This window comes from Streptomyces sp. NPDC060209 (assembly GCF_042728155.1).
In the GTDB taxonomy this organism is placed as follows: domain Bacteria; phylum Actinomycetota; class Actinomycetes; order Streptomycetales; family Streptomycetaceae; genus Streptomyces.
Genome location: NZ_JBHWZS010000010.1, coordinates 1 through 24,051 on the forward strand (window position 1 = coordinate 1; position 24,051 = coordinate 24,051).

21 protein-coding genes and 3 pseudogenes are annotated in these 24,051 nt (G+C 68.4%); 14 read left to right on the forward strand and 10 right to left on the reverse strand.

What is annotated here, in order from left to right; translation table 11 throughout:
* Nucleotides 1–168 (forward strand): transposase (locus ACFWFI_RS03640; RefSeq protein ID WP_387385131.1); only part of this gene is annotated, 168 nt, incomplete at its 5' end.
* Between the two features lie 36 nt (nt 169–204).
* Here ACFWFI_RS03640 and ACFWFI_RS03645 read toward each other — a convergent pair.
* The gene (locus ACFWFI_RS03645; RefSeq protein WP_387384992.1) at nt 205–1,500 is read right to left on the reverse strand and encodes an MFS transporter; all 1,296 of its coding nucleotides are present in this window, start codon (nt 1,498–1,500) and stop codon (nt 205–207) included.
* 189 nt (nt 1,501–1,689) lie between these two features.
* Between ACFWFI_RS03645 and ACFWFI_RS03650 the strand changes: the two are divergent.
* Nucleotides 1,690–1,866: pseudogene (locus ACFWFI_RS03650) on the forward strand (IS5/IS1182 family transposase); the annotation flags it as partial.
* A gap of 73 nt (nt 1,867–1,939) precedes the next feature.
* Here ACFWFI_RS03650 and ACFWFI_RS03655 read toward each other — a convergent pair.
* Nucleotides 1,940–4,282 carry a tetratricopeptide repeat protein gene (locus ACFWFI_RS03655; protein WP_387384994.1) on the reverse strand — a complete coding sequence of 781 codons (2,343 nt, stop codon included), beginning with the start codon at nt 4,280–4,282 and terminating at the stop codon, nt 1,940–1,942.
* A gap of 50 nt (nt 4,283–4,332) precedes the next feature.
* Nucleotides 4,333–4,686: a hypothetical protein gene (locus tag ACFWFI_RS03660; RefSeq protein WP_387384996.1), complete on the reverse strand. Its 354-nt coding sequence runs from the start codon at nt 4,684–4,686 to the stop codon at nt 4,333–4,335.
* A 339-nt stretch (nt 4,687–5,025) separates the two neighbouring features.
* Between ACFWFI_RS03660 and ACFWFI_RS03665 the strand changes: the two are divergent.
* Nucleotides 5,026–5,175, forward strand: a pseudogene (locus ACFWFI_RS03665) (site-specific integrase); the annotation flags it as partial.
* Here ACFWFI_RS03665 and ACFWFI_RS03670 read toward each other — a convergent pair.
* The gene (locus tag ACFWFI_RS03670; RefSeq protein ID WP_387385141.1) at nt 5,173–5,304 is read right to left on the reverse strand and encodes a hypothetical protein; all 132 of its coding nucleotides are present in this window, start codon (nt 5,302–5,304) and stop codon (nt 5,173–5,175) included. The pseudogene ACFWFI_RS03665 and the gene ACFWFI_RS03670 sit on opposite strands and share 3 nt — an antisense overlap.
* Before the next feature lie 643 nt (nt 5,305–5,947).
* Here ACFWFI_RS03670 and ACFWFI_RS03675 point away from each other — a divergent pair.
* Together ACFWFI_RS03675 and ACFWFI_RS03680 are read left to right on the forward strand one after the other, a co-directional pair.
* A complete protein-coding gene (locus tag ACFWFI_RS03675) occupies nt 5,948–10,663 on the forward strand; it encodes an RHS repeat-associated core domain-containing protein (RefSeq protein ID WP_387384998.1) in 4,716 nt (1,571 codons plus the stop codon).
* Nucleotides 10,660–11,328: an Lsr2 family DNA-binding protein gene (locus ACFWFI_RS03680; protein WP_387385000.1), complete on the forward strand. Its 669-nt coding sequence runs from the start codon at nt 10,660–10,662 to the stop codon at nt 11,326–11,328. The genes ACFWFI_RS03675 and ACFWFI_RS03680 overlap by 4 nt, the downstream gene beginning before the upstream one ends.
* Nucleotides 11,329–11,431: 103 nt before the next feature.
* Here ACFWFI_RS03680 and ACFWFI_RS03685 read toward each other — a convergent pair.
* Both ACFWFI_RS03685 and ACFWFI_RS03690 read right to left on the reverse strand, forming a co-directional pair.
* Nucleotides 11,432–11,662: pseudogene (locus ACFWFI_RS03685) on the reverse strand (IS5/IS1182 family transposase); the annotation flags it as partial.
* A 203-nt stretch (nt 11,663–11,865) separates the two neighbouring features.
* On the reverse strand, nt 11,866–12,465 hold the full coding sequence (locus ACFWFI_RS03690; protein ID WP_387385002.1) for a TetR/AcrR family transcriptional regulator: 600 nt from the start codon (nt 12,463–12,465) through the stop codon (nt 11,866–11,868).
* A 117-nt stretch (nt 12,466–12,582) separates the two neighbouring features.
* Between ACFWFI_RS03690 and ACFWFI_RS03695 the strand changes: the two genes are divergently transcribed.
* From ACFWFI_RS03695 to ACFWFI_RS03715, 5 genes are all read left to right on the forward strand, one after another.
* Complete coding sequence (locus ACFWFI_RS03695) at nt 12,583–13,335, forward strand: SDR family NAD(P)-dependent oxidoreductase (RefSeq protein WP_387385004.1); 753 nt, start codon at nt 12,583–12,585, stop codon at nt 13,333–13,335.
* Between the two features lie 13 nt (nt 13,336–13,348).
* On the forward strand, nt 13,349–14,098 hold the full coding sequence (locus ACFWFI_RS03700; protein WP_387385006.1) for an SDR family oxidoreductase: 750 nt from the start codon (nt 13,349–13,351) through the stop codon (nt 14,096–14,098).
* Nucleotides 14,099–14,626: 528 nt separating this feature from the next.
* The gene (locus ACFWFI_RS03705) at nt 14,627–15,034 is read left to right on the forward strand and encodes a hypothetical protein (RefSeq protein ID WP_387385009.1); all 408 of its coding nucleotides are present in this window, start codon (nt 14,627–14,629) and stop codon (nt 15,032–15,034) included.
* Between the two features lie 301 nt (nt 15,035–15,335).
* Nucleotides 15,336–15,968: a hypothetical protein gene (locus tag ACFWFI_RS03710; RefSeq protein WP_387385011.1), complete on the forward strand. Its 633-nt coding sequence runs from the start codon at nt 15,336–15,338 to the stop codon at nt 15,966–15,968.
* The gene (locus tag ACFWFI_RS03715; protein WP_387385014.1) at nt 15,965–16,657 is read left to right on the forward strand and encodes a hypothetical protein; all 693 of its coding nucleotides are present in this window, start codon (nt 15,965–15,967) and stop codon (nt 16,655–16,657) included. Before ACFWFI_RS03710 ends, ACFWFI_RS03715 begins: the two co-directional genes overlap by 4 nt.
* Nucleotides 16,658–16,766: 109 nt before the next feature.
* Here ACFWFI_RS03715 and ACFWFI_RS03720 read toward each other — a convergent pair whose 3' ends face one another.
* From ACFWFI_RS03720 to ACFWFI_RS03735, 4 genes are all read right to left on the reverse strand, one after another.
* Entirely contained in the window at nt 16,767–17,780 is a 1,014-nt protein-coding gene (locus ACFWFI_RS03720; protein WP_387385016.1) for a zinc-dependent alcohol dehydrogenase family protein, read from the reverse strand.
* A 116-nt stretch (nt 17,781–17,896) separates the two neighbouring features.
* On the reverse strand, nt 17,897–18,904 hold the full coding sequence (locus ACFWFI_RS03725) for a zinc-dependent alcohol dehydrogenase family protein (RefSeq protein ID WP_387385018.1): 1,008 nt from the start codon (nt 18,902–18,904) through the stop codon (nt 17,897–17,899).
* A 141-nt stretch (nt 18,905–19,045) separates the two neighbouring features.
* Nucleotides 19,046–19,384 carry an ArsR/SmtB family transcription factor gene (locus tag ACFWFI_RS03730; protein WP_387385021.1) on the reverse strand — a complete coding sequence of 113 codons (339 nt, stop codon included), beginning with the start codon at nt 19,382–19,384 and terminating at the stop codon, nt 19,046–19,048.
* Between the two features lie 110 nt (nt 19,385–19,494).
* Nucleotides 19,495–19,863, reverse strand: coding sequence for a MerR family transcriptional regulator (locus ACFWFI_RS03735; protein ID WP_387385023.1), 369 nt, complete (start codon nt 19,861–19,863; stop codon nt 19,495–19,497).
* Nucleotides 19,864–19,937: 74 nt separating this feature from the next.
* Here ACFWFI_RS03735 and ACFWFI_RS03740 point away from each other — a divergent pair, with 74 nt between their 5' ends.
* The 4 genes from ACFWFI_RS03740 to ACFWFI_RS03755 all read left to right on the forward strand — a co-directional run bounded on the left by ACFWFI_RS03740 (nt 19,938) and on the right by ACFWFI_RS03755 (nt 23,975).
* The gene (locus ACFWFI_RS03740) at nt 19,938–21,188 is read left to right on the forward strand and encodes an MFS transporter (RefSeq protein ID WP_387385025.1); all 1,251 of its coding nucleotides are present in this window, start codon (nt 19,938–19,940) and stop codon (nt 21,186–21,188) included.
* 95 nt (nt 21,189–21,283) lie between these two features.
* Nucleotides 21,284–22,375, forward strand: coding sequence for a Gfo/Idh/MocA family protein (locus ACFWFI_RS03745; protein ID WP_387385028.1), 1,092 nt, complete (start codon nt 21,284–21,286; stop codon nt 22,373–22,375).
* A 446-nt stretch (nt 22,376–22,821) separates the two neighbouring features.
* Complete coding sequence (locus ACFWFI_RS03750) at nt 22,822–23,340, forward strand: MBL fold metallo-hydrolase (RefSeq protein ID WP_387385031.1); 519 nt, start codon at nt 22,822–22,824, stop codon at nt 23,338–23,340.
* A 164-nt stretch (nt 23,341–23,504) separates the two neighbouring features.
* Nucleotides 23,505–23,975, forward strand: a complete 471-nt coding sequence (locus ACFWFI_RS03755; protein ID WP_387385034.1) for a Tn3 family transposase — start codon at nt 23,505–23,507, stop codon at nt 23,973–23,975.
* The last annotated feature ends 76 nt before the right edge of the window (nt 23,976–24,051 follow it).

A 24,051-nucleotide genomic window follows, 5' to 3' on the forward strand; every position in this document is an offset into this window, starting at 1 on the left:
GGCTCCGGCCTGGGCAAGACCCGCTGGGTCGTCGAGCGTACCTTCGCCTGGCTCCACCAGTTCAAACGACTCCGCATCCGCTACGAGATACGCGCCGACCTCCACCTCGGACTGCTCCAACTTGCCTGCAGCATCATCTGTTTGAGACGACTCCGGACCTCATTTTGAAACGATCAGTTAGCGGGCCCCGGCCGGGGGCCGGAGTCAGTCCGCGGTCTTCGTGAAGTCCAGGTCGGCATGGCGGACGGCGTGGGAGGCGGTGGAGACCGTGGCGCCGAGCATGCTGATGCAGCCGAAGAGGAGGAAGGTGGGGCCGGCGCCCCACCCTTCCACCAGGAGGCCGAAGAGCGGGAACATCACCGGGGTGATGCCGACCGCGCTGAGCGCCTGGACGGAGGCGACCCGGCCCTGGAAGGCGAGGGCGGTGTTGGCCTGCATCAGGGCCAGGGCCAGACCGCCGCAGAGGCCGGAGACCAGGCCGGAGACGAGCGCCAAGGCGACCGCGAGGGCGAGGTTCGGCATGACGCCGATCAGGCCGATGCCGGCGGAGGCGACGAGCAGGGCGATGTTGTGCCAGTGGCCGGCCCGGGGGAAGCGGCCGCGCACGACGAGCAGGAGAGAGGTCGTGCAGACGCCGGTGCTGAGGGCGGCGTTCACCCAGGCACCGCCGGAGGGGCCCCAGCCGCGTTCCTCGGCGAGCACGATGACGCCGATCGCCATCGGCGGGATGCAGCCGATCATGGAGAGCAGTCCGGAGAGGACGAGCGGGCCGACGACGGGCTCGTGGCGCAGGTAGACGATGCCGTCGACCAGGTCCCGTCGGGCGGTGGAGTCCGCGGCGGGCTGTTCCGCGGGCGGCAGCGGGGCGAGCCGGACCGCGACCAGGAGGAACAGCGAGAGGGTGAAGAGGACGCCGGTCACGGCGAACGCGGCGGCGGGGCCGCCGAGCCCCATCGAGAATCCGGCGAGCGGGGGACCGGCGATGTGGCCGGACCGCTGCACCAGATTGCGCAGGCTCTGCACCCGCATCAGCTGGTCGCGGCCGGTGAGCCGGGGCGGCATGGCTCCGACCGCCGGCATGAACAGGGCGTCCACGACGCCGAAGACGAGGGCAAGCGCGACGAGCAACCAGAGGCCGGGGGTGCTGAACGCGAGCGCTGCGGCGGCCGCGAGGATCACCACAGCGCGGACCGCGTCGGAGGAGATGACCACCCTGCGCGGGCCGAACCGGTCGGCGATCACACCGCCGCCGAGCATGAGGATCGCCCGGGGTATCGCGCCGACCGCCATCACCAGGCCGACCTGGGCCGGTCCGGCCACCTTCTGCGCGGCCCAGCCGAGCGCCACGAAGTAGGCGGCGTCGCCGACCACGGAGAAGGTGTAGGCGATCAGCCAGCGCAGGACATTGCCGTCCCGGTGCACCGGGGTGGAGGGGGTGACGGCCACGGCGGGGGCGGGCGGGGCCGCGTCGTGGATAGGTTCATCTGCTCGCGAGGTCACAAACGCACATGATCTCCCACAACGTGGGCCCCGTACAACGGAATTGCCTGCCGAATGTCATGGCCCTCCGGCGGCGGACCGGGGCCGCCGCCGTCAGCCGCTACCAGCGGACCGGGATACCCCGGACGTCGCGGATGAGGAGGCCGGGGATCCAGCTGCCGGTGGGGCCGTCCGGGGCAAGATCCGGGAAGCGACAAGGCGTACTCCTCCCGCGCCAACCGCGCCTGCCTGCGCAGGCGCGGCGTCAAGGCCGTCATCCCGGAGAAGAAGGACCAGGCCGCGCACCGCAAGAAGCGAGGCAGCCGGGGTGGTCGGCCCGTCGCCCACGACGTCGAGCTCTACAAGGACCGCAACACCGTCGAGCGCATGGCCATGATCTGGCTCAACGACATCACCCCGACGACAGGGTGATCGCGACCCCACACAGGCCCTAGACCCCTCACCTGGAGCTGCGCCCGTACTCCTCGAGTTCGCGCTGCACCTCGTCGGCCGCCGGATCGCCGGCGGCCCGCAGCAGAGCCAAGGCATTTACCATCGCGGCGTGCGCGTCATCCGCGCGCCCCAGATCACGGAGGCAGCGCGCACGAGCGCGCAACGCGATGGCCTGACCGTTCGGGTAGCCGGATTCCTCATGGGCGTTGGCGGCTTCGCCGAAGGCCTCCTGCGCGGAATTCAGATCGCCCCGCAGCAGCGCGACCTTGGCCAGACCTGTCAGTGCGAACCCGATGGTCTGTCGGTCTGCCGAGGCTCGCAGCTCCAGGCTCTCCCGGTAGTTCTGCTCAGCCGCCTCCGGGTTGCCCTGCGCCAAGTGCAGGTCACCGAGCAGGATTAGTGAGATGGCGATCTCACGCTGATTTCCGACCGCGCGGCGAATGCGCAGCGCATCCTCCATCACCTGGGCCGCCTCCACCAGCTGGCCCTGGGCGATCAACGCATCGCACAGGTTGTTCAGGCTTTTACCCTCGCCTTCGGCATCTCCCAGTGCACGCCACAGCGACGCCGCTTCACGATCCTTCTCGGCGGCCTCATCGTTCAGGCTCAGTTCGTGCAGCGCGCCCCCGAGGCTCATCAGGCTCCACGCCTCACCCCAGCTGTCCCCGGCCCGGCGGGCAGCGTCCAGCCCGATCTCGCAGACCTTACGGCGGTCCGCGTGGTAAGAGCGCAGAACAAGGGGGGTGATCAGCGCCATGGCGATGCGCCAGCACAGGTCGTCCTCGCCGTTCGCCTCAGCCGCCCGGACCATCGCCATGGAGTTCAGCCGCTCCGAGTCGCACCAAGCGAGGGCCTCCTCATACGAGGTGAACGGTTCACCGGCCTCCTCGGCCGACAGCACGTGACGGCGCCCTGGAGCCAGGATGCGATCGGCCGCGTCGATGCGGGAGAGATACCGCGTCAGCAGTCGGCGCCGCGCTAGACCGACTTCCGCCCCAGGCTCGTCCTCCTGAGCGCGCTCCGCTGCGAATGCCCGCAGCAGGTCGTGAAATCGGAAGCGCGACCAACCCGATGGCTCCAGCAGGCTGAGCTGGACTAGCCGGTCCATGCGGCGTACGGCCTCGGTTTGTTCGACGGCCGCCAGCGCGGCGGCATCGGCCGCGCTGAAGTCGGCTCCGGGATGAAGTCCAAGCAGCCGGAACGTCCGGGCCAGGTCATGGGGGATGTTGGCATAGGACCAGGAAAGCACCACACGCAGCTCCGTAGATGAGTCGTCGTCCAGTGGGGAGAACGTGTCCAGAGCAGCACGAGCGTCCTGCAGCTCTCCGATGATCTCCGCAGCGCATGCACCGAACGAGCCGAGGCCTCGGCTCGCCAGCCTTTCGAGAGTAATCCGCAGTGTCAATGGAAGGTATCCGCACTTGCGGGCGATGTTGTCGGCCAGGAGCAGGTCGGTCTCCGGCAAGCCTTCCCGGTCACCGATGAGCATCTGGATCGCCACGTGGCCGTCGAAGGGTTCCAGGCCAACCCGCTGCGCCCCGAGCTGGACCGCGAGTCCGGCGAGCCTGTTCCGGCTCGTGATCACAGTGAGCGAAGTGTTGGTTGAAGGGATCAACGGCCGGACCTGGCGAGCGTCCAGGGCATTGTCGAGGAGCAGCAGAAAAGACCGGCCATGGGTGATCGACCGGAAGAGCGCAGCCCGGCTGTCCTCGTCGTCGGGGATCTTGTCTGCTGGTACGTCCAGCGAACGCAGGAACTGTTCGAGCACCTGACTCGCCGTGGCGGTGGGCCCGTCCGAGAAACCGCGCAGGTTGGCATAGAGCTGGCCGTCGGGGAACTGGTCGGCGATTGCATGGATCCAGTGGACGGCGAGCGAGGTCTTGCCCACACCGCCCATGCCGCTCACGATTGCGACCGCAGGCTCGTCGGCCAGTCGCCGCCGCTCCCAGTTCGCTTTCAGGGCACTCACGGCGTCTGCCCGGTCCCGGAAGCCAACAACTCGTGGCGGCAACTGATGCGGCATCGGCAGAGGAGCTGCGGCCGCCTCGCCGATCGTGAGCCGGTTTATGACTCCGGCCTGCACGACGGTGTGCGCGCTGCCCGAAAAGGCGGCGTCGATTTGCAGGTGCCCGGTGTTAGCGATGCCGCCCGCGGTTGCGTACGCGTTCCCTGTGTCGCTGACTGGTCCGAGGGTGGCAGGTTCGGGGGCCGATGAGCGCAAACCTGTTACTGCAGTCGAGCCGTCCGTAGCGTTGGCGTCTCCAGTGTCCGTGACGACCACGGGAATGCCTGGCCCCTTCCGGCAGCTGGCCTCATCGTCGGCACCGTGGTGGCGCTTCCACCAGCGCATGGCAAACGGGCCCCTTTGTTCGTTCGTCGCGAATCCGCCTAGCGGTCGGGTTAGCTGTAGTCGATGCCGGAGCTGGCAGTGCTTCCAGGACCGGTCGCGGTGGCATCCCCGGTGCGCTCGGCCTGCGCCGACCCACTGCCAGCGCCCCGGCGTTTGATGCCAGTTCGGGCAGTAGCACCGCCAGAAGCCTTTGCCCGGCCAGTGTCGACGGCCGCGTCCGCCGGCCCTGGGGTGGCCGGCTTCTGGAACAGCGCCCAGAGCAGGGCGACAATCCCCGCGGCACTCTGGATGGTCGCGCCGACCAGTTGTCCAGTGTCCGGCTTGTCCAGCAACCAGAACAGCGGTGTGGAGACGATCCCCGCCGATGCGACCACCACGATCGCAGTCTTCCAGCCTCGCGACACGTTAACGCCTCCTCACCAGGGCGCACCCGACCGGTGCACCATCAACTCTAGGACCTGGTAACTGACTTGCAGCGTGGTTGGGGGAACAGCACCCGCCCAGGGCGAAGTTGCAAATGTCCCCGTCCTTGGAAATCCTGAGAAGACGTCCCGCTGTGGGGCTCTGGCCGGCACGGATGCCGTCCAGTGCTCGCTTCGCGCGTCGGCGCAGATCACATAGGCAGGAAACCGGGTTTGGCCTGCCCAAGGTCTTGCAGGTGGGTCAAATACTCCTGCGCCGCAGGTTCCGTGCCGCAGCGCTCTGACGATTACTTCGAGTTCTCGGCTTGTCATAGGGACCGGGGGCTGCTCTTCGTAGGGGAGCAGGGAGCGCCGTTCCGCCGCTCATCCCTTGGGCGGAAGTGGCGCAAGGTGCGACGGACGGTGGTCATGCCCGACAGCTTTCGCTTCTACAACCTTCGTCACACCGGGCACACGCTCACCACGCGCTCACCCGACCGGGTCGGGGAGCCTCGGCCGCTCCGCTTCGCCGGGCGTTGCGGCCGCAGCGCCCGCGTCCCGGGCCAGGGCGTGGCCTTCGACGTCGACGCGGGGCACGATGCGCTCGAGCCAGCCGGGCATCTTCCAGGCCCGCTTCCCCAGCGGGCGAGGACGGCGGGCGCGATCGTCATCTGCTGGCCTCCGCGGCAGCCTCAACGCGGCGCGCGAGGCGCTCGCCGGCTGAACCATCGGCGTTTGGTCAGTCCTGCGCTTGTGGGCTACGGCGAGGCGGTCAGAACACGGCCTGGTGGCCGGTGGTGCCGGTTCGGTTCGGCGAACATCCGGGCATCGGCTGCCTCCGGGTAGTGCGCACGAGGGGGCGTGGCAGGTCGATAGGGCCGAAAGGGGCGCTTTGCCGGAGTCGGTGAAAGTCGTGCAGAACGGCTCTCCCGAATGACGAAATCGCAGTTCAGCAAGGTGCTCCCCATGCCCGCGGGGATGGTCCCGTGTCAGTGTTCGTGGGGTACATGTCCGGTGATCGGAGGGTGCGCGGTCGCGGACCGAACGCGTGCCGATCCGGGGCCGTCGTCAAGCGGTCACCCATAGTGGCCCGTCGAGATCGCCGGGACGGCAAGCATCCGGGCCCCAGTTTGTGCCGGTTCACTCGTGTTGTGCGCTGCACGCTCGCAGGGACGGCCGCAATCGGCCTGGGATCGCGCCGTCGTGCCGTGGCATGCTGGTTGATCTTGTTCGTTCCGATCATGTCTGCGGGGGCTGTTGCGTCGTGGGTTACACGATTCCTGACGGTGTCGACACGATGCTCGATGTGGTCGGTGTTGGCTGGCCAAACGTCGATGAGGACGCCTACCGCGATATGGCGGACGCGCTGCGGGAGTTCGGGGACGACGCGGACGATGACGCGTACGCGGCCTATCAGCACATTCAGAAGCTGCTCGCGAGTGGACAGAGCGAGTCGCTGACCGCGCTGGACAAACACTGGTCGAAGGTGCAGGGCAAGCACAAGGACCTGGCGAAGGCGGCGCGGCTCGTGGCCGGGGCGCTGGACCGGGTCGCGGACATCATCGTGGCCCGGAAGATAGCCGCCGTGGCTGAGCTGGCTGATCTGTGCGCCACGGTGGGTGTCACCCTAGCGTTCGCCCCGGTCACGGCCGGTTTGTCGACGCTGCTGGCCGGCGCGAAGATCGCAGCGACCCGTATCGCTTTCAAGCGGATCCTGAAGGAGATGGCGGAGGCTGCCGTCGGGGAGATCGTCGCGACGCTCACCGAGCCGGCGGTCGCCGCGATCGAGAGCATTGTGGCGGACCTGGCGGTGCAGACGGCTCTTAACGTGGCGGGTGTGCAGGACGGCTACAACCCCGACCAGACGGCGCGAGCTGGGAAGGACGCGCTGCAGATCAACTCGGCGGGCGGGTCCGGTGGCCCGGGCCTGGGTGGCGGCCCAGGCTCCGGTGGTGGCCCTGAGATCGACCACGATGCGCACAGCAAGGCCGGGATGCACCTGGCCGGTGTGCAGATCATCATGCGTGAGAAGGCGGGCGGCAAGCTCGGCAAGGCCAAGGGGCATCATGGCCGGGCCAAGGGCAAGGACTCGTTGACCGCGGTGCTGGACACCACCATCGACGGTGTCGTGGACAAACTTGGCACGGCCCTCAAGGACCTCGGAGAGCACGTCGGCACAACGGTCCCGAAGTCCATCAGCAAGAGCTCCGCGATTCACAAAGACACCGATCAAGACGTCCGCGACGGGCTGCAGAAGATATCGGCGGGAGACACCAAGGACCGCGACAAGGGCGATCGGCGTGTGGACGACGGAGGAGGACGCCGTCGGCCTCCGCCTTCGATGCGCGACGCGCAGGAGGACCCGCGAAGCAATGCGGTCTCTCTGTCCAAGAGGCGCTGTGAGACGGACCCCGTCGATGTGGCCAGTGGTCAGATGGTGCTGCCACAGACAGACCTGGCGCTACCCGGAGTCCTGCCGCTCGTGCTCCGCCGCACCCACATATCCGACTACCGCTACGGCCATTTCTTCGGCATGAGCTGGGCATCCACCCTTGACGAGCGACTGGAACTTCTCGGTACGGGCGCTGCCTGGGCGCGCGAGGACGGCTCGGTGCTCCTCTATCCGGCTCTACCGGATGAAGACGCAGAGGTCCATCCGGTCGAAGGGGACCGGTTGCCGCTTAGCCAATCGGGCACCACTGCGATGGGAGACACCACGTACGTGGTGACGGATCCGCTCACGGGGCTGATCCGCAGATTCACCGGGAACCCTTACCGCAGCGGCTTGTACTGGCTGCGGGAAGTCGAGGACCGTAACGGCAACGCCATACAAATCCTCCGTGACGAGCACGGTATACCTGCCACCGTGCTGCACGAGGGGGGCTATCGAGTGGTGGTCAGCTCCGACACGCAGCTCGGGCGCGTCACCGGACTGTCGCTCCATACTCCGCAGGGCCCTGCCCCCGTCCTGACGTTCGGTTTCGATGAGAACGCAAGCCTGGAATCGGTCACCAACTCCTCAGGGCTTCCGCTGCGCTTCACCTATGACCAGGACCAGCGGATCACCTCGTGGACCGACCGGAACAGTTCGACCTATCAGTACGTCTATGACGACGCGGGACGGGTGAACCGCACGATCGGCCCCGAGGGGTATTTGTCTTCCGCTTTCACCTACGGAACTCGTAGCGAGACCGGCGGTCGGATCACGCGGTATACGGACGCGACCGGTGCCACCACCGCTTTTCACCTTAACGACCGTCACCAGGTTGTGGCCGAGACCGATCCTTTGGGAAACACCACCCATTACGCCTTCGATGCCTACGACCGGATGCTGGAGGTCACCGACCCGCTCGGGCACACGACACAGCTCGAACGCGACGAGGCCGGCAGCATCATCGCCATGACCGCGCCCGACGGTGCACGCACGGCTGCGCTCTACAACGAGCAGCGACTGCCGGTCGAGATCGTTGAGCGCGGCGGCAGACGCTTCCTGTACGAATACGACGCAACAGGCAACCGCACCGCTGTGATCAACTCTGCAGGCGAGCGAACGGATTTCATCCTCGACGGCGCAGGCGCTTCCGCCGAGATACGTTCCGCATCAGGCGGAGCGGTCCGTGTTACGAACAACGCGGCTGGACTGCCGATGGCTGTCACAGCGGCTACCGGGGCCACCGCCACCTGCAGCCGGGACGCATTCGGCCGTATCACCGAGGTCGTCGATGCGGAGGGCAGCACCCTTCGCCAGGAATGGACCGTCGAAGGCCACCTGTCCTGGCGTGAACTGCCGGACGGCACCCGCGAGGAGTGGACGTGGGGCGGTGAGGGGAATCTCCTGACTCATACCGACCGTATGGGGCGCGTCGTCACCCATAGCTACACCCACTTCGCTCTCCCGGCAGGGACTCGCAGCGGCGATGAGCCCGGTTACACCTTCACCCACGACGGCGAACTGCGTCTGACGAAGGTCACGGATACTCGGGGCCGCGAGTGGACTTATGCCTACGACCAGGCCGGAAGGCTGATCCGGGAGAGCGACTTCGACGGGCGCAGCCTGGCCTACCAGCACGACGCGGCCGGCCGACTGGTCAAGCGGACCAACGCTTCAGGACAGAGCCTTGCCTACCAGCGTGACGTTCTGGGCCGGGTTGCTCAGGTGTCCCATGACGACGGATCCTCATTCTTCACCTACGGGCCCACGGGGCACCTTCAGGAAATAGCCAGTGCCGAGGCGCGCGTCACGCTCGAAGCCGACGACGCCGGCCGGATCGTCGGTGAAACCGTCAACGGGCACACGTTCCGCTACGCCTACGATGCACAAGGCCGACGCACCTGGCGGTGTACGCCCAGCGGCGCCGAGAGCAGCCTTGAATACGGGCCCGCAGGCCTCAGCGCCTTCATCGCCGGGGAGCACACCTTCCGCTTCGAGCGCGACGCGCTGGGGCGGGAGACCTCTCGGACCCTGGATGGTTCGCTCGCTATGGGGCAGGACTGGGACCCGGTCGGACGGGTGACCCGGCACAGCCTCCGCAGCGCCGAGGCGGAGATGCTCGAGAGAATCTTCACCTACCAACCTGACGGCACCCCGGTGGGCATCGAAGACAGCATCGTTGGCGGCCGTACCTTCACTCTCGACACAGCGGGTCGCATCACCGGGGTGCAAGCCCAGGGCTGGAGCGAGCAGTACTCCTACAACACCGCCGGTGACCAGGTCCGGGCTGATCTCCCCGAGCCGGCACCAGGTCAGGACAGTGTCGGTGAGCGTCTTTACGACGGCACCCGCCTGTCCCGCTCGGGTAGAACTCACTACACCTACGACGCGCAGGGTCGGCTGATTTCACGCTGCGTGCGGACCCTCAGCGGCAAGCAGCTCATCTGGACATTCCGGTGGAACGCCGAAGACCGTCTGGTGCAGGTCCACACCCCTCACGAAACCCTCTGGCGCTACCTCTATGACGGCCTCGGCCGCAGGATCGCCAAGGTCCACCACGATGCGGACGGGGCCGTCATTGAACGCATCGAATACAGCTGGGACGGATCCCAGCTGGCCGAGCAGCGGACCGGCAACACCGTGCTGGTATGGGACTACGCCGGTTTGTACCCGCTTGCCCAGCGCGAGGCAAGGCGTCACAGCGGGGACCAGGAGGACACGGACCGCCGCTTCTTCGCCATCGTCAATGACTTGACCGGTAGCCCGCAGTACATGATCTCCCCCAACGGAGACATGGCCTGGCGGGCCCGCGCGACGGCCTGGGGAGCCACGCAGTGGAACAGGGGCGCCACCGCGTACACGCCTCTGCGATACCCGGGGCAGTACTACGACCCCGAGACCGGACTGCACTACAACGTCCACCGCTACTACGACCCGCAGACCGGCCGCTATATCAGCCCGGATCCGCTGGGACTGGCGCCGGCGGCGAACCATTACGCCTACGTGCCCAACCCGTTCACCATGGCGGACCCCCTGGGGCTCGCCGGCTGCTCTGCAGACCACACCTGGGGCGGTAAGGTCGTGTTCGTCCAGGACGAACACGGGCGGCCGAGCGAGATGCATGCGACAGTCACGCGCGACATGCTCAGAGAAGGCACCGACGCCGATGGTGCGCTGAGACCGCCGGGCTTCATCCACGGCCCCCGCCACAACCAGGCCCGTGGGCACATGCTGGCTCAGGTATTGGGCGGTAGTGGCGACAGTCTGGACAATCTCTTCACCATCACTCAGAGCCCGACCAACAACGGGGTCATGCGCAGCCTTGAGAAGAACATCCTCGATGCCGTGGAGGGGGACCCAGCCAACGGTAACGCCGGACAGACCGTCCAGTACAGCGTGTATCTCGAGTACACCGACGACAGGGCAAATTCCGTCCCTTCACGCATCTACATGGCGGCAGACGGCTCCAACGGCTTCAACCTCGACAAGGACTTCCCCAACCCCGACCACGCAGCACAGCAGATCCGACGCCAACGAGGAATCCAATGACCGCCCTCACCGCTCTCACCCAGCTCTGCCCGCCCCCCAGCCAGGCCATGGGCATCCGCTGGGACACCGTCGAGTCCAGTCTCGGCAGGCCACTGCCGCAGGACTACAAGGAACTCGCAGACCGCTACGGACCGGGAACCTTCAACGACTACCTCGACGTCTACCACCCCCACGGCGTGACCGAGTACGTCAACCTCACCGGCCCCATGCCCGGCCGAATCCGCGCGCAGCTGCACGAGGACGCCTATCCCGTGCCCTACGATCCCGAAACGCTCTTCGCCTGCGGCGCCACCTACAACGGCGAATACCTCTTCTGGATCACCGACCCTGCAGCTGACCCCGACCGGTGGCAGATCGCGGTCAACGAGGCGCGGGGCCCCCGCTGGTTCACCTACGACGGCACCCTCACGGACTTCCTCACCGCGGTCCTCGCGGGAGAGCTCCAGGTCCCCATGTTTCCGCCCAGCATCCTCGATGCCCCTGCCCGGTTTGTCCCACACCAGCCCACCCTCTGGAAACCAGCGCCCTACTCGGGCGATGACCAGCCCGTCGACACCGGAGCGATCCGTACATGGGCACGCGCCCATGGCTACGCCGTGCCGTCGCGCGGCCGGATCCCGCCCGAGATCCGCGCAGCCTGGGAACGCGACACCGCCGGGAGCTGAGGCCCTGGCCCTGCGGCAACCCCAGCAGGGAGTGATGTGGGCGCTCTGTAAGAGGGTGTTTCGTCCCGTTGTTTCATCCCGGATTACTGAGGTGTGTGTAGTTTCATGGGCCGCGCCATGTCGGGGTAGATTCGGCAGTGATCCTGCGGGTCATGAGGTTCATCATCGCGAGGTGAATCATGGCTTCGGACCGGTGTGGGTGGGCTTCGTAGTCGCGGGCCAGGCGTCGGTGGTTCATGAGCCACCCCAGAGTCCGCTCGACAGTCCAGTGGCGGGGCAGAATTGTAAAGCCCCTGGTGGCGGGGTCGCGGCGGGCTATGTGCATGTCGATGCCCCTGAAGCGAAGTCGGTACGGAGCCGCGATGAGCTCTGAAGGTCCCGCGGGCGGCATCACGACGCCGAAGAGGCCACCCAACGGGCGGTGGCACAACCGTCGTCTCCTGGCACGACCGCCTCCAGGCGCACCGCGTCCCCTGCCGGCCACGGGAAGACCCCGAACTCCTGTCCTCCTGGGGCCCATCTGAATATCGGGACTGGTCACGCCCGCAGCCCGTCCACCGCCGTGTCGATCGCAGCCAGCGCCGCGCTCTGATCGAGACCCGCTCTCGATACGAGCGACAGGCCCTGGACGATGTAGAGCAGGAGCTGCGCCTGGGCCTCGGGGAGGGAGTTGGCCGTGACCTCGCCGGCGGCCTGGGCGCGTCGGAGCGCGTCGGTGACGATCTCGGTGAACCGGCGGTATGAGCGGGTCACGACCTCCGTGGCCTCACTGTCCTGGGGGACGAGTTCGGCGGTGGTGTTGCCGACCAAGCAGCCCTGGGGCACGCCCATGTCGGAGATCATTTCGTCCAGCCGCGCCGGGTGGGTCAGGATCTCGCGCAGGGCCGGCAGGAGCGGGGTGGTGTCGAGCGCGGCGGTCAGGTGCCGCTCGTACACCTCCCAGTAGAGCTTGACGGCGTCCAGGTAGAAGCGGCGCTTGTCGCCGAAGGCGCCGTAGAGGCTGCCGCGCTCGACGGCCAGCGCGTCGACCAGGTCCTGGATCGACGTCGCCCCGTATCCCCGGGACCAGAACAGTTCGAGTGCGCGCTCCAGCGTCTGTTCCTTGTCGAACTCGCGGGGGCGTCCGGTTCGTGTCACGTGCCAAGACTACGACTTCTTGACTCGACGTTCAAGAAGTCGTAGCTTCGGTCGCGTTACTTCTTGAACGAACGCACAGAAGTCGCTGGGTCAACGGCCGGCGTGAAGGGCGAAGAAATGGATTTTGCAGGCAAGACGGCACTCGTCACCGGGTCCGGCGCGATCGGCGGGCTGGGGCACGCGACGGCCGAGGTGCTGGCCGCGGGCGGAGCCGACGTGATCCTCACCGGCAGGGACGCCGAGCGCGGTGCCCAGGTGGTGGCGGACATACGCGCGGCCGGTGGCGGCTCCTTGGCCGGAACGGTGCGGTTCGTCGTCGCCGACCTGTCCGACCCGGCGGTTGTGCGGCAACTGGCCGACGGCGCCGGAACCGTCGACATCCTGATCAACAACGCGAGTGTGATGACGTTCGCCCCGACCCCCGGGCAGGACCTCGCGAGCTACGACGCCGCCTTCGCCGTCAACGTGCGCGCACCATTCCTGCTCACCGCGCTGTTCGCGGAGAAGATGGCCGCGGGCGGCGGCGGCAGCATCGTCAACATCAGCTCCACCGCGGCCGGCATCGGCATGCCGGGCATGGCCGTCTACGGGGCCACCAAGTCTGCGCTCGAATCGCTGACCCGCACCTGGGCGGCGGAGTTCGCCGAGTCGAACGTGCGGGTCAACGCCGTGGCCCCAGGGCCGATGCGCACTTCCAAGGTGGTCGCGGCGATGGGCCCGGACATGGGCGGCATGGGTCTGACTACCGCGCTCAAGCGCACGTCGGACCCGGCCGAAGTGGCTCAGGTGGTCGCCTTCCTGGCCGGTGACCGCGCCAGCTACGTAACCGGAGCGATCGTGGCCGCCGACGGCGGCCGGACCGCGATCTGAGGAGACCAGAACAGTGAATCGTCTTGCAGGGAAGCACGCACTGATCACCGGAGGAACGAGCGGCATCGGCTTGGAAACGGCCCGCCAGTTCCTCGCCGAAGGCGCGACGGTCGCCATCACCGGCCGCTCCCGGGAAAGGCTGGACGAGGCGGCACGCCAACTGGAGGGCCCGCTGCTGACCATCGCCAGCGACGCCGGCGACGTACCCGGCCAGGCAACGCTCGCGGCACGGCTGCGGGCGGAGTGGCCGAAGCTCGACATCCTGATGAGCAACGCCGCCGACGTCACCCACCTACCGCTCGACGCATGGACCGAGGAGGCGTTCGACAGGCTCGTCGCGACCAATCTCAAGTCGCCGTTCTTCCTGATCAGGGACCTGCTGCCGCTCTTCTCGCAGCAGTCCTCGGTCATCCTCGTCGGTTCGGTCTCCGCGTACATAGGACACGAGAACGCGACGGTCTACGGCGCGGCCAAGGCGGGGCTGCTCTCCTACACGCGCGGTCTGACCTACGAGCTGAAGGACCGGGGCATCCGCGTCAACGGACTGAGCCCAGGCCCGACCGTCACCAACGCGTTCGCCCCCCTCGGCCTCGAACGCCAGGCCGCCCTCTATGAGGAACTCCGGCAGACCGTACCCCTCCACCGCCTGGGAACCGCCACGGAGCTGGCGAAGGCGGCCGTGTACCTCGCCTCGGATGAGTCTGCTTACACCGCTGGCACGGTGCTGCGGGTTGATGGAGGGATCGGGGAGCTGGCGTATTAAGCAGCCTGAACAGCCCGGCTCGAGTGACCCGCCGGGCACGCTGCCTAGCCCCGCGGGGCGGCCCGTCGCGAAGTCAACTATTCGGACCAGTTCCCGCCGGCGAGGGTGGCCCAGCGTTCGGCTGTCTTGGGGTGGATGCCGAGCAGGTCGGCGATGAGCATGGGCGGCAGGTCTACCAGGGCGTCCATCATGGCGGTGTTCCGTGCTGCGCGGGCGGGCAGACCGTGGTGTCTCAGGGTGTCGGCGAGGCCGAGGGGGTTGCGCGGGCGTCCAGGTCGGTGACCGGGCAAGAGGTATCTGCGCCCGGCCGTGTTGCTGTGCCGGGGGCTGTGCTGATGCTGATCGTCAATGAGGCGGGCGAGCTTCGGCGGGAGGTGCGTCCGTTCGCGAAGTTCCTCGGCAGGCTGGACAGGTGCCCGCGGACGTGGACCGGCTGACGGCCGTGCACTGGAAGGCGTGGCGGCTGAGCCTGCCGCCGTCCTCGAGCGGGTACACCAAGTACTTCACCGTGGCCGCCCCTTGTTGCAGATGGACACCCGGCTCACACGGCCGGTGCGGGAGGCGATGGCCCAGCGGTTCGCCTGGACCGCGGGCGGCGAGCAGGCCTACACGCCGGAGGAGTTCGGTCAGATCCGCCTGGCGGCGCGACGGACGTTCCGTGCGGCGTTGCTGCGGATCAGGGAGAACACCGCCCACCTGACTGCCTGGCGGGAGGGCACCTTCGCACCGGGCAGCCGGGAGTGGCTGCTCGGTAAGGCCCTGGACGTGCTGGCCCGCACCGGGGATGTACCCGTGTACGAGAACCGGCGCACGGTCGCAGGCGCTACCGTGCCGCGCCGGTCGGCGGCGGGGCGGAGTACACCTGGAAGCGGCTCTACCTCAGCCGCAAGGAGGCGGCCGCGCTGGCTGTACTTACCGCCGTGGAGCTCGGGCTGAACGCCACGACGGTCTCCGAGATGCCGACGCCCAGGGCGCTGCCGGGTACGGTGGAGGCGGGCATGCCGGTCTACCGGCTGCAGTTGGAGAAGCGGCGCCGGGCGGGGGCACCGCGGCCAGTTCGAGAGCCGCAACCTCACCGACTCGGGCGCCGACTCCTCCGGGCGCATCATCACCGAGGCGCTGGAGGCGACCGCGGCCGCCCGTCGGCTCTTGGGCCAGCTCGGTTCGGATATCGACCGACTGCTGATCTGGCGGCAGACGACCCCGCACGATGGGCAGGAGTCCCAAGGCCGTACGGGTGGGCCCGTTCTGGTTCGGCGTGGACGAGACCGGCGGCGGGGCGTGGGCGCGCTTGGTGGGCTTGTCCGGCTCTCCGCTGCGACGGCTGCGCAAGACGGTGAACGTGCTGCACCGGCGCGAGCCAGGGCAGAACACCCAGGACACTCACGACCAAGTCTACGTCGTGGGTGAGCAGCAGGCCCAGCAGGCCGCGGTGCCGGTGATCGCCGACGGCGCTCTGGATGCGCTGGAGGCTGCCCGCCGCACTGTCCTCGCCGCCCGTCTGGCCGAGGCGCCGGACGCGGGTGAACTGGAGACGGCGACCGCGGGTTGCGCGGACTTCGAGCACAGCCCTTTCAGCCCGGTCGGTGAAGGCTGCGCGGCGTCGTTTCTGTTGTGCACGGCCTGCCCGAACGCGCGGGTCACGCCAGCACACCACCCGCGCCTGGCCCACCTGTCGAAGGCGCTGGACAACCTGCGTGGCGTCGTGGAGCCGGCCGTGTGGGACGCGGACTGGGCCGATGCCCACGCCCGGCTCGCCGAATTGCGCGCCCGACTCGGATCGTCGCTGTGGCAGGCCGCGCTGGACGCGGTCACCGACGCCGATCGTGCGGTCATCGATCAGCTTCTGAACGGAGAGTTCGACAGTTGAGTGCTCTGCCCGCCGAAGTGCCGGCGCTTCCGGCCTGGAACACTCCGGTCATCGCGCCGTCGCTGGTCCTGGCCCCCGGTCCGGTCCCGGTCTCGATCTACGCCGACGATCTCTGGCACCTCGCCCCGCTGGTCGCCAACCCCAGCGCCTTGAGGCCGCATCTGGACTGGGCCCGCTTCCCCGACGCACTGCGGCCACAGGTTCAACTCGCGGCCTGGTTGATGATCAACACGCCGTTGCCGGCGAGCGTGCTGGTCGGACATCCGATCTGGCACTCCCACCTGGGCCCGCACGGCATCCACGACACCGTGCTGCGCTGGCAGCGGTTCACCGTCTGGCTGCACCACCAGGGCCTTAGCGAACTGAACCAGGTCACCGACGGCGTCTGGGCCGCGTGGGCCGATCATCTAGCCCGGCAGCCGGGCGCCCACCGCGGCAACGTCACCAAGGACCGACAGGTCCGAAGACTCAAGGAACTGCGGGCCGCGGACGCCCAAGAGATCGCCCGGCTCAAAGCCGACGTCGAGGCGCTGGTCGGCGCCCTACACCAATCCACGGCCGAAAACCGCCAGCTCCACCGGCGCCTGGCGCAGGGCGCCGGGGGGTCCGGGTCCTGCCGCAGCCGAGGACGGTCGATGCCACCCGGCCGATGCCGCCCGAGTTCGTGTGATCCGGTCGGGCCCGAGTAGTGCAGGCACCGCACCGGCACAAGGTCGGCCCGGTGTTCGGTGCTGGTCAGTGCGTTGCCGGGTGAAGAGGTGACTGCAGGGACCGGGCGACGTGGCGGGCGGGGCAGTGTCAGTCGGCGACGCGGATGACGATCTTGCCGAAGGCGCCGCGCGCGAGGTGCTCGTACGCCTTGATCGCGTCATCGAACGCGTAGACGGTGTCGATGACCGGGTCCAGACCGTTCTTCTCGATCCAGGCGTTCATGTCGAGGAAGGCGCGGCGGTGGCCGACGGCGATTCCGCGGATGGCGGCCTGGCTGTAGAGGAGGGCCAGGACGTCCAGTTGGGCGGTCATGCCGCCGAGGAAGCCGACCAGGGAGATGTGGCCGGCGGCCCGGGTGGCGTGGACGGACTGGTTGAGGTTGTCGCCGCCGACGACCTCGATGACCTGGTCGACGCCCTGGCCGTCGGTGAGTTCACGTACCTTCTCGGCCCAGTCGGGGGTGGTGCGGTAGTTGATGAGGTCGGTGGCGCCCAGGGCGGCTGCCTTCTTCAGCTTGTCGTCGCTGCTGGAGGTGGCGATGACGCGGGCTCCGAGCGCGGTGGCGATCTGGATGGCGAACAGGGAGACGCCGCCGGTGCCTTGGACCAGGACGGACTGGCCGGGCTTCAGGTTGCCGTACTCGACCAGGGAGTACCAGGCGGTCAGTGCGGCGATGGGCAGGGTGGCGGCCTGCTCGTCGGTGAGGTTGGCCGGGGTCGGGACGGCCGAGTTCGCTTCGAGGATCATGTACTCGGCGAGGCCGCCGTCGATCGGGCCGCCGAGTTGCCAGTCGGGTTCGTCCCGGGCGGGGGCGCCGTCGAGCCAGTGCGAGTAGAAGTGCGACATCACACGGTCGCCGACCTTCCACTCGGTGACGCCGGGGCCGAGCTCGGCGACCACGCCGGCCGTGTCGTTGACCGGGATCAGGTTCTTCGGCATCTTCTCCGGGTTGTAGACGCCGTCGACGATCGCCTTGTCGCGGAAGTTCAGGGAGACCGCGGAGACCTTGACGAGGATCTCGCCGGGACCGGGCTTGGGGGTGGGGCGCTCCGCGAGGCGGAGGTTGTTCAGACCGAAGTCTTCGAGCTGCCAGGCACGCATGACACGTGCTCCTTTCTCTTGCATCTGGGGGAGGAAAGCGGTGGGGAGTGGCCGGGCACGGGACTGCGCCGGTGGTGGGGCGAGCGCCGTGTCTCGCTGCTGCGGCGCGGCCGGTCTCAGGCGGTGGTGTCGTCGTGGGTGACGGTGACGACGATCTTGCCGACCTGGCCGTTGGCCTCCATGTAGCGGTGGGCCTCGGCGATGTCGGTCAGGTCGAAGGTCTTGTCGACGACGGGGGTGAAGGAGCCCGAGCCGAGTCCGGCGTTGATGAAGGCGACCGCGCGGCGCAGCCGCTCGGGGTCGGTGGTGATCTCGAAGAGGGTGTAGGTGCTGGTGTTCAGCGCGGGGAAGGACTGCGCGTTGGGCAGCGGGGTGGTGCGCGGGTCGAGCGCGCCGTAGACGACCAGGTGTCCGCCGGGGGCGATGCCCTGGGCGAGGGTTTCGACGCCGGGGCCGGCGATCGGGTCGAAGGCCAGGCGCACGCCCTTGCCGCCGGTGATTTCCTCGATGCGTGCGGGCAGGTCCTCGTCGTCGGTGACGATGACGTCGGCCGCGCCGGCGTCCAGGAGGCGCTGCTTCTTAGCTGTGCCGCGGGTGGTAGCGATCGGGATAGCACCGATGTGGCGGGCGATCTGGAGGGCGGCCAGGCCGACGCTGCTGGAGGCGGCGGTGATCAGGACGTGATCGCCCGGACGCACCCGGCCGCTTTCGGCGAGAGGGCCGTAGGCGGTGATGTAGGCCATCCACACGGCCGCCGCGGTGACCGCGTCCACGTGCTCAGGGCGGGGAACGACGGCTGAGGCCGGCAGGACGACGCTCTCGCCGTAGGTGCCGTACTCGCTCTGCAGGAACGCCGGGACGACGGCCACCGGGTCGCCTGCGGAGAAATCGCTCACGCCCTCACCAACTACCTCGACGACGCCCGCGGCCTCGTAGCCCAGCGTGGAAGGGAAGACCGGCTGGTAGAAGTAGGCGCCTTCGCGGTACATGATCTCGGCCCGGTTCAGGCCGATCGCGTCGACCCGGATGCGTACCTCTCCGGCGCCCGGAGCGCGGGAGGCGACATCGCGGAGGGTGAGGACCTCGGGTCCGCCGATCCGGTCGAACTGTACGAGCTTTGCCATGGTGCACCAGTCCCGGGGGTAGAAAACGGGAGAGCACCGGACTATCCCGGCGCGCTCTCCACCCTGCCGCAAACTTTGACCGTGGTCAAATTACGATACCCATCGAAGTATGTACCTGGTGCGCAGTGCACCTCGGCAGCCTCAGGCGCTGTATGCCGCCTCCGCGGCCAGCACGGCCGGCAGCAGCCCCGGGAACCTCTCGTCCATCTCGTCCGTGCGCAGCGCGTTCATCTTCGTCGTCCCCACGTAGTACTGGCGGATCACGCCCGCCTCGCGCAGCACATTGAAGTGGTGCGTCAGCGTCGACAGCGACACCGGCGCGACGAACGTCCCGCAGCTCAGGTCCTGACCGGCACCGGCCAACTGCGCCACCACAGTCCGGCGCACCGGGTCCACCAGCGCCTCCAGGACCCGCTGAAGAGAAACCTGCGACAGGTCAGGATGCTCCACCGTCCGGGGGGCGGTACGGGGACGGGCCACGGTGACTCCTTGAAACGGCTGACTGATGCGGCCGTCCCATACTACGACCAGCATCGAAGCAAGGGCGGGTGCCGACGCACTCCTGCCTCCGTCCGCGGCGCAGCCGCACGTCAGCGGGTGATCGCCTCGCTGACGGCCTTCATGTAGTTGTCGATGGCGTCGCGGTTGCGGGTGAGGCAGTCGATGCGGGCCGCCATCCGGTCGCGCTGCTGCGCCAGGAGTTCCAGCAGCTCGGGGTCGGCGTCCTCGACGACGACCGAGCGGGGCTTGTCGAGGCACGGCAGGATCTGTTTGATGATCCGGGTGGGGATGCCGCTTTCGATCAGGCCGCGGATCTGGGTCACCCGGTCGACCAGATAGTCGTCATAGGCGCGGTATCCGTTGGGCAGGCGCCGGGGTTCGATCAGCCCCTGCGCCTCGTAGTAGCGCAGCGCCCGCGCCGGGGTGTCCGTCAGCTCTGCGAGCTGGCCGATTCGCATGTGTCCGTCCTCACGGCCTGCCTGCGGCGACAAGCTTGACCTTGACATAAACGTCAAGGTTCAAGGATAGGGCCATGACGCACGTACGACAGCCCGACCGCGCGGCTGCACCCCAGGCGCGAAGCCGGGCCGGGTCCGACCGGCTGCCGCTGGCCGGCCTGCTGGCGCTGAGCACCGCCGCCTTCCTCACCATCATGACCGAGGCCCTGCCCGCGGGGGTCCTGCCCGCTATCAGCAGCAGCCTGGGCATCACCGAGTCCGCTGCGGGCCAGACGGTCACCGTCTACGCGATCGGCTCCTTCGTGGCCGCGATCCCGCTGACCGCCGCGACGACGGCATGGCCCCGCAAACGGCTGCTGCTGCTCGCGCTCACCGGGTTCGTCGTCGCCAACACCGTCACCGCCGTCTCCGACGTATTCGTCCTGACGCTGGTGGCACGGTTCATCGGCGGTGTCGTCGCCGGACTGCTGTGGGCGATGATGGCCGGCTACGCCCGCCGCATGGTGGCACCGCACCAGCGGGGTAAGGCCACCGCCATCGCGCTCGCTGGAACCCCGGTTGCCCTGTCTCTCGGCGTCCCCGCCGGGACCTTCTTGGCCAACCTGGTCGGCTGGCGCTACACCTTCGCCATCATGACCGCGCTGACCCTGGCGCTCATCGTCTGGATCGTCGCGATCGTGCCCGACTTTCCCGGGCAGGCCCGCCAGGCACGAATGCCGCTGCGCCAGGCCGCCGCCCTGCCCGGAGTGGTCCCGGTGCTCATCGCCGCCCTGGCCTTCGTGCTCGCCCACAACATCCTCTACACCTACATCGCACCGCTTTTGCGCGGCACCGGCCTGTCCGGCCGGGTCGACACCGTGCTCCTGGTCTTCGGCATCGTCTCGCTCGCCAGCATCTGGATGACCGGCGTGCTCATCGACCGCCACCTGCGCACCCTTGCCCTGACGAGCTTCACCCTGTTCGCCGTCGCGACGCTGGTCCTGGGCCTGTTCACCGGCACCGGGTGGCTGGTCTACGCCTCCGCGGCGATCTGGGGGCTGGCCTTCGGCGGAGCGGGGCCGCTGCTTCAGACCGCTGCTGCCGAGGCGGCAGGCAGCGACGAGGCCGTCGACGTCGTCCAGTCCCTGGTCGTAACCACTTGGAACGCCGGCATCGGCGCCGGTGCCGTCCTTGGCGGGCTCCTCCTCAGCGGCACCGGCTCGGCATCGCTGACCTGGGGAGCACTCACCATCCTCGTCATCGCCCTCGCCGTGGCCCTCAGCGCCCGCCGGCACGGCTTCCCCCGCCCCGCCCGGCGCCGCGCGAGTGACCCGGCGGTCGGGTGAATCAGCGGCCGGGCGGAAATGCCGCCCGGCCACGCACAAAGCACCACTGAACACTGGGCCCGGCAACGGGGCCCGTACACGTGAAGGAGCAGGACATGACCACAAAGGCAATCCGGGTCGGGCTCATCGGGGCAGGCGGCTGGGCCTCTTACGGACACATCCCGGCGCTGCGGACGCTGCCCGAGTTCGAGGTGAGCGCCGTGTCCGCGCGCCGCAAGGAATCAGCCGAGAAGGCGGCCGAGAAGTTCGGCATCCCGCACGCCTACGACGACCCCTACAAGCTGATCGGCGACCCGGATGTCGACCTGGTGGCGGTAGTGACGCCGTCCCCCGACCACGCGCCGCTCGTGAGGGCCGCCATCGAGGCCGGCAAGGACGTCTACAGCGAATGGCCGCTCACCACCCGCACCGAGGACTCGCAGGAGCTGCTCGCCCTGGCCGAGGCGAAAGGCGTGAGGCACATCGTCGGCCTCCAGCGCCGCCTGGGGCCCGCCGCCCGCTACGCCCGCGACCTGATCGCGCAGGGATACGTGGCAGAGGTGCGGGCCGCCCGCATCTCCGTCGGGGTGGACGCGTTCGGGCCCGTCATGCCCGACAAGGTCGAGTGGACCATCGACGCCGACAACTACACCCACGTGCTCTCCGTCTACGGCGGTCACTTCCTCGACGTCCTGTTCCGCCTCGTCGGACCGCCCAAGGACCTCACCGCTCTCACCGCGACCCAGTTCCCCGAGATCGCACTCGCGGAGTCCGGCAAGACGGTGCCCTCCGTCAAACCCGACCAGGTCATGGCCCTGGGCACCCTGACCAACGGCGGCTTGTTCTCCGTGCAGTTGGAGGGCGGCCAGAAGTTCCCCACCGGCCTGCAGATCGACATCACCGGCACCGAGGGCGTCCTGCGCGTCACCAACGACCGCGCCTTTGAGAACACCGAAGACAACACCCTCCACGGCGTCAACACCGACAGCGACGAGCCGACCCTCACCGTGCTGGACGTCCCCGCCAAGTACCGGTCCCTGCCCGACTCCGCGCTCGACGAGAGCGTGAAGGACCTCGCCCACCTCTACGCAGCCTTCGCCCGCGACAAGGCCAACGGCACCACCGAGGCGACCACCTTCACCGACGCCGTCAACCAGCACCGCCTGATCGACCGCATCCAGCAGTCCTCCGAAGCCTTCCCCGCATAACCAGGCCCGGACCACCCCCACCTGAGCCCAGGGCCTGCGTCTTCCTGAGCCCTCGACAGCAAAGAGCATGCACGTGACCAAGAACTCTCCGCACCAGAGCGAACGACTGCGCCGGCCCTCTGGTCTGCGATCGCTGACGCTTGGCGAGACGGAAGTTACCTATGTACCGGACGGAGCGGTGAAGTTCTCACCGCGCGGCTGGCTGCCCGCCAGCACCGACGAGGCATGGGCCGCACATCCCGAGTACCTGGACGAGAACGGCCAGCTCACCGGATCCATCGGCGCCCTGCTGATCGAGCACGGCGAGCGCGCGCTGCTGATCGATGCAGGGTTCGGACCCCAGTCACTTGAAGCCGAGCCCGGCAGCCCCATCGGGGCCCTCCACGGGGGAGAGCTCCTCGACAACCTGGCCCCGCGCCGGCCGCCGTCCCGAGGACATCGAGGCGGTGGCCATCACCCACCTGCACGGCGACCACGTCGGCTGGCTCTGCCGCCCCCTCCCCGGCAGCGGTCTGCCTGCTTTCCCGCGGGCCGAGTACCTGTTCACGGAACCGGAGTGGGCCGCGCGTGACCACATGGAAGCGCACGGCGTGGGCAAGGCAGAGATCGACGCGATGGCTCCCAAGGTCCGCACCGTGACAGACGGCCAGGAGATCTTCCCCGGTGTGAGGGTCCGGCTCATGCCAGGCCACACCCCCGGCCACACTGCCTACGAGATCAACTCGGGCGAACAGCGGCTCATCGCCTTCGGCGACGCGATGCATTCACCGATCCAGATCAGTCACCCCGAGTGGTCCGCCGCCCCCGACCACGACACTGCCCAGTCCACCGACTTCCGTCGCCAGCTCGTCGCCGACCTCCAGGAACCTGGCACCATCGGCTTCGGCGTCCACTTCGCCGACATGGTCTTCGGCCACGCCCGCCAGGACGACAACGGGCCCACCTGGCGCCCGATCGACGTCTGAGCCCGCGAGACCGTCCTTGGCATCGCCGTTCGCCCGCCACCTGAACACCGCTGGTCGAACAGTGCCTTCAGTGCCAACGAAGGGGTGCAGCCGAGCCGCGCCCCTCCATCTATCCAAGCCTGCCATTTCACTTCAACACACGGAACTTGACAGAGAAGTCGTCCGTGGCGAGCTCACGGAATCGGTCCAGACACACGCGCCAGCTGCCGGGCCACGCGGCGGCGAACGTGGATTACCTGGCCAGTCCTGGCCTGCGCCGGGATATCCACGGCGGGCTTCAGGTCGTGGAGAACTGGAACAGCGCGAACACCGTGCTCCACTACGGCAAGGACGGCGCCCTGACCGGCCCGGACAAGGAGCACGCCGAGACCTCGATGCTCGCCCTGCACCTGCTCCAGTCCGCGCTCGTGCATGTCAACACCCTGCTGGTGCAGCAGGTCCTGGCCGAACCGGCCTGGGCATCGAGGCTGAGCGAGGAGGATCGGCGCGGCCTGACCGCGCTGTTCTGGTCCAACGTCAACCCCTACGGCACCTTCCGCCTGGACATGGACCAGCGACTCGACCTGGGGCTCACGGTGCCCCGTGCCCGTGGCGCGACAGACACCGCCGGTCGATCACGTGCGGAGACGCGATGACGAACTTCCGGCAACCCGCCGTCCGGCAGGCAGGCAGGGTGGTGTGTCCGAGCAACGGCTGATCGGCCCCGTCACG